The sequence below is a fragment of the uncultured Georgenia sp. genome, assembly GCF_937958535.1.
Taxonomy (GTDB): Bacteria; Actinomycetota; Actinomycetes; order Actinomycetales; family Actinomycetaceae; genus Oceanitalea.
The window spans coordinates 1-4,240 of sequence record NZ_CALGNQ010000208.1; the positions used below are offsets into that span (position 1 = coordinate 1).

A 4,240-nucleotide genomic window follows, 5' to 3' on the forward strand; every position below is an offset into this window, starting at 1 on the left:
GGCCGGGCGGGCAGTCAGGCACTGGGCGGGCGGGTGGCCAGGGTGACGTCCACGTCGTGGGCGGTGCCGTCGCGCACGACGGTGAGGGACGGCCGGTCGCCGGAGCCGTACTGGCGCACGTGGCCGGTGAGCGCCGCGGCCTCGTCCACGGGGCGGTCGTCGATGGCGATGACGACGTCCCCGGGCCGCAGCCCGGCGTCGGCGGCCGGTGATCCCGGCTCGACCTCCTCGATGCGGGCGCCGGCTCGGGTGACGCCGTCGACGCTGACGGTCGCATCGCTCAGCGCCACCCCGAGGAACGCGTGCTCCACCTCGCCGTCCTCGACCAGCTGGCGCGCAACGTCGGCGGCCTGGTCCACCGGGATTGCGAAGCCGAGCCCGATGCTGCCCGCCGAGCCTCCGCCGGACAGGCCGGCGATGGAGCTGGTGATCCCGATGACCTCACCGCGCGCGTCGAAGAGCGGTCCGCCGGAGTTGCCGGGGTTGACGGCGGCGTCCACCTGGATGGCGTTGGTCACCACGGCCTGGTCGCGGCTCTGTGTGACCACCGGACGGTCCAGCGCGGAGATGATCCCGGTCGTCGCCGTGGAGTCGAGCCCGAGCGGGTTGCCGACGGCGAGCACCGCCTGACCGACGGCGAGGTCGGCAGAGCTGCCGAGCGTGGCCGGGGCGAGGTCGTCCGGCGGGTCGACGAGGCGTACGACGGCCAGGTCGGTGGTCTCGTCCTGGCCGACCGCCTCGGCCTCGTACATCCGTCCGTCGGCGAGCGTGACGACGACGGAGCGGGCGCCGTCCACGACATGGCTGTTCGTCAGCACGTTCCCGTCGGTGTCGAGGACGACACCGGAGCCCTGGCCCTGGCCGGAGGAGGTCGCGACGTCGAGGGCGACGACGGAGTCCGCCACCGCGGCGGTGACGGCCGGCCAGTCCGGGGTGCTCGGGGTCGAGCTCGCCGGAACCACCTGGGCGGGCGCGGCCGCCGGGGCCGCGGTCTGCGGCGCGGTGAACGCGCCGGTGACGACGGCGGTGCCCAAGCTGGCGAGCAGCGCGGCGGTCGCGGCGGTGCCGCCGAGGGCGGCCCAGCCGCGGCGGCGACCGCGCTGGGCGAGGGGGGCGAGGAGCCGGGGCTCCCCGCCGGGATGCGGCGGCCACTCCCCTGCGCGCGGGACGCGGGTGGCCGGGTCGGGGGCCGGCAGCGCCCGGCCGGGGTCTGCGGTGCGGAGCCGGTCGACGCCTGTCGCGTGGTCGGGACCGGCATCGCGGAGCGGGTCGCCACCCGCAGCCCCCACCGGGTCGGCGGCGCGTAGCGGCGCGGCGCCGCCCCCAGCCCGCTTCGGGCCAGTGGCGTGCAGCGGCGGGACAGCGCCCGTAGCCGGCCCCGGGTCCGGACCCGGTTCCTGCACCGTGCCGGCCCCGGCCGACGTGGGGTCCGGCGCGACCGCGGGCCGGGCCCCACCGAGGAGCATGGCGTCCACCTCCGCCTGCTCCCGGAGCACCCGGTCGGTGAGCACCGGCCGGTACGGCTCCGGCTCGGCCTCGTGCTCCCGGACGCGGGCCTCGTGCGCGGCGCGCTCCTCCGCCACCTGGCGGCGTGCCTCCTCACGCGACGTCGGTTCCATCTGTCCTCCTCGGTTCGTGCCTCGCACCCAGGGAACACCGCGCGCCTGGCGTCGCCCTGCGCACCGGCTGGGAGCTTGCTGGGAACCTCGTCGCGTCCCGGAGCGGGATCACGCCGGACGGGCGGCCGCGGCTACGATCGGGCCACTGTCGCCGGTGAGGAGGACGGGTTGCGACGCACCAAGCGCCACCGTGTCGTGCGGTTCTCCGCCGACGGCCGGACCCGGCAGCGCAGCGACGTGCTCGCCGGTGAGGAGCCGCTGGAGCTGCGCGTCGACGGCGCCACCTGGACGGTGACGATGCGCACCCCCGGTGAGGACTTCGACCTCGCGCTCGGCTTCCTCGTCTCCGAGGGCGTCGTGTGGTCGGCGGAGCAGGTGGCCGGTGTCGCGTACGGGCCCGGGGTCAACCCCGACGGCACGCACAGCTACAACGTCGTCGACGTCCGGCTCGATCCCGGCGTGGCACCCCGGGTGCACACCCACCACCGCCACGTCTACACCTCGAGCGCGTGTGGCATCTGCGGGACCTCGTCCCTCGACGCGGTCACCCGGTCCTCCCGGTTCCCGGTGGCCGACGACGATGTGCGGGTCCCCCTGCCCGCGCTCCTCGGGATGACCGAGCGGCTGCGCACCCGGCAGCAGCTCTTCGCGGACACCGGGGGTGTGCACGCAGCAGGTCTCTTCGCACTGGACGCGACGGGCGGGGCCGAGCTCCTGTGCCTGCGCGAGGACGTCGGGCGGCACAACGCGGTGGACAAGGTCGTGGGCTGGGCGCTGCGGGAGCGCGGGCTGCCGCTGCGTGGCTGCGTCCTGCAGGTCTCCGGGCGGGCGTCCTTCGAGCTCGTGCAGAAGGCGCAGCTCGCCGGCATCCCGGTGCTCTCCGCGGTGAGCGCACCGTCAGCGCTGGCCGTCGAGCTCGCCGAGCAGGCGGGGATGACACTCGTCGGGTTCAGCCGCGGCGACTCCGCCAACGTCTACACGGGTGCCGCACGGGTCTGCGCCTGACCACCGGCGTCTGTCGGTCCGCGCTGCCCCGCCGCGCGTCGTCCCCGGGGCACGGGCCGGGCGCCCGCACGGTCGGGGCCGCCGGGATCAGCCGTCGGCGCCGCGCTCGAAGCGCACCGGCTCCCCCCGGTCGAGGCGTTCCCGCTGCGGGACGACGGTGTAGCGGGGGTCGCGGGCGGAGGCCATCCCGGCCTCGAAGATGCCCATCCGGGTGCACAGCGAGCCGGCCATGAGCGCCGCACCGCTGAGGACCGCGGCCCAGCGCCGCCGGCCGGAGAGCACCGCGCCGAACCCGCCCGCCGCGGTGAGCGCCGTGGCGGCACGCATCCACGCCCCGGCCCTGCCGGTGCGGAGCGGCTCGGCGGTCAGGCCCATCGAGCGCTCCATCACCTGGGCGGCGGCGAGCTCGACGACGGCGCCGGCCGCACCGAGCCGGCGGGCGGGGGCCGCCTCTGCGACCGGGGTGGCCACGAGCGCCAGCCCGCCGGCGGCTGCGGCCGCCGAGGCGCAGAAGACGAAGGGCAGCTCACGGTAGGCGTCGCGCCACGTCGGGGTGGACGTGTCCGACAGGAGCACGGCGGTGTAGGCCGCGACGGGCGGTGCGGTGAGCCCCGCGAGCACACCGGCGGGCCGTCCCGCGGCACGCAGCAGCCTCGCCGGCCCGCGCGAGCCGTCCACCGGCAGCATCCGGACGACCTCGTCGAGCGCCGCCAGCCCGGCCGGTGCGCCGTAGAGGCTGAGGAGCCAGGTGCCCACCGACATCGGGGAGGTGAGCTTGACGGTGCGCAGCATGTTGAGGAACCGCTCGGGACGGCCCAGGTCGGTGACGAGGGCCACCATGCTCACCCCGAGCCCGCCGACGGCACCGATCCGGCTCGCGCGGCGCAGCGCCGGGCGGCCGGTCAGCTGTGCACCGGCGGCGAGCAGCGACGAGCCGGCCGCCAGGCCCCCCGCGAACATGTACAGCGGGATCCGCACGTCCCACGGCGCCGGCTTGACCACCTGCCGGCCGTAGTAGGAGCCGAACTCGACGTCGGGCACCGGCTGGTCGGTACGGTCGCGGCGGGTGCGGGGACGCCTGCTCGCCGTCGTCGTCATCGCCGCCTCCCGAGGAAGGCGAGGGCTGCCCCGGCGAGGAGTGCCGCGGCGGCGGTCGTGGCGCGGTTGAACATCTGGGGCAGGTACTTCGTGGGCACCACCGGGTCCGGGGGGAGGCCGTAGACCTCCGGCTCGTCGAGCAGGAGGAAGAAGGCCCCGGTGCCGCCGACGCCGTCCTCGGGGTCGTGGCCGTAGAGCCGTGCCTCGGTCACGCCCTGCTCGTGGAGCGCGGCACGGCGCTGCTCGGCACGCTCACGCAGCTCGTCGAGGTCCCCGTACTGGATGGACTCGGTGGGGCAGGCCTGGGCGCATGCCGGGGTGAGCCCCTCCCCGAGCCGGTCGTAGCACAGCGTGCACTTCTGGGCGACGCCGACGTTCGGGGCGCCCTGGGGGCCGCGGCGGCGCTCGATCACCCCGTACGGGCAGGCGGCGACACAGTACCCGCAGCCGTTGCACACGTCGGCCTGGACGACGACGGTGCCGAACTCGGTGCGGAACAGCGCCCCGGTGGGGCAGAC

Annotated in this window: 4 protein-coding genes; 1 reads left to right on the forward strand and 3 read right to left on the reverse strand. The window is 76.3% G+C overall.

Features of this window, described 5'->3' with window-relative positions:
- Positions 1–14: 14 nt before the first annotated feature.
- Positions 15–1,619, reverse strand: a complete 1,605-nt coding sequence (locus Q0195_RS11025; RefSeq protein ID WP_299278342.1) for a trypsin-like peptidase domain-containing protein — start codon at positions 1,617–1,619, stop codon at positions 15–17.
- A 168-nt stretch (positions 1,620–1,787) separates the two neighbouring features.
- Here Q0195_RS11025 and fdhD point away from each other — a divergent pair, with 168 nt between their 5' ends.
- Positions 1,788–2,624, forward strand: coding sequence for a formate dehydrogenase accessory sulfurtransferase FdhD (gene fdhD / locus Q0195_RS11030; protein ID WP_299278343.1), 837 nt, complete (start codon positions 1,788–1,790; stop codon positions 2,622–2,624).
- 87 nt (positions 2,625–2,711) lie between these two features.
- Here the strand turns inward: fdhD and nrfD are convergent, their stop codons facing one another.
- Entirely contained in the window at positions 2,712–3,722 is a 1,011-nt protein-coding gene (nrfD, locus tag Q0195_RS11035) for an NrfD/PsrC family molybdoenzyme membrane anchor subunit (RefSeq protein WP_299278346.1), read from the reverse strand.
- Positions 3,719–4,240: 4Fe-4S dicluster domain-containing protein (locus tag Q0195_RS11040; RefSeq protein WP_299278348.1), on the reverse strand; the 522-nt coding region annotated here is incomplete at its 5' end. The genes Q0195_RS11040 and nrfD, both read right to left, overlap by 4 nt.